This window comes from Acidovorax facilis (assembly GCF_023913775.1).
Taxonomy (GTDB): Bacteria; Pseudomonadota; Gammaproteobacteria; order Burkholderiales; family Burkholderiaceae_C; genus Acidovorax; species Acidovorax facilis.
In genome coordinates, this window is sequence record NZ_JAMXAX010000385.1 from 1 (window position 1) to 255 (window position 255).

The window sequence follows — 255 nt, forward strand, 5'->3', positions numbered from 1 at the left end:
CTCGCTCGACCAGTTTCTGCAGGCCTGGCAGCAGGCCGACCGCAAGGCCGCGCTGCTGCAAGAACTGGAAGGGCAGGGCGTGCTGCTCGAAGCCCTGGCCGACGAGGTAGGCAAAGACCTTGACCCGCTCGACCTGCTGCTGCATGTGGCCTACGACCAGCCCCTGCTCACCCGCCGCGAGCGCGCCCGCCGCGTGCAAAAGCGCAACGTCTTCACCCAATACGGCCCCGTGGCGCGCAAGGTGCTCGAAGCCCT

The 255-nt window shown here is 68.2% G+C and carries 1 protein-coding gene; it reads left to right on the forward strand.

The window, feature by feature from the left end; all coding sequences use genetic code 11:
* A partial coding sequence (locus NFX52_RS31560) for a type I restriction-modification enzyme R subunit C-terminal domain-containing protein (RefSeq protein WP_289781659.1) occupies window positions 1-255 on the forward strand: 255 nt, incomplete at both ends.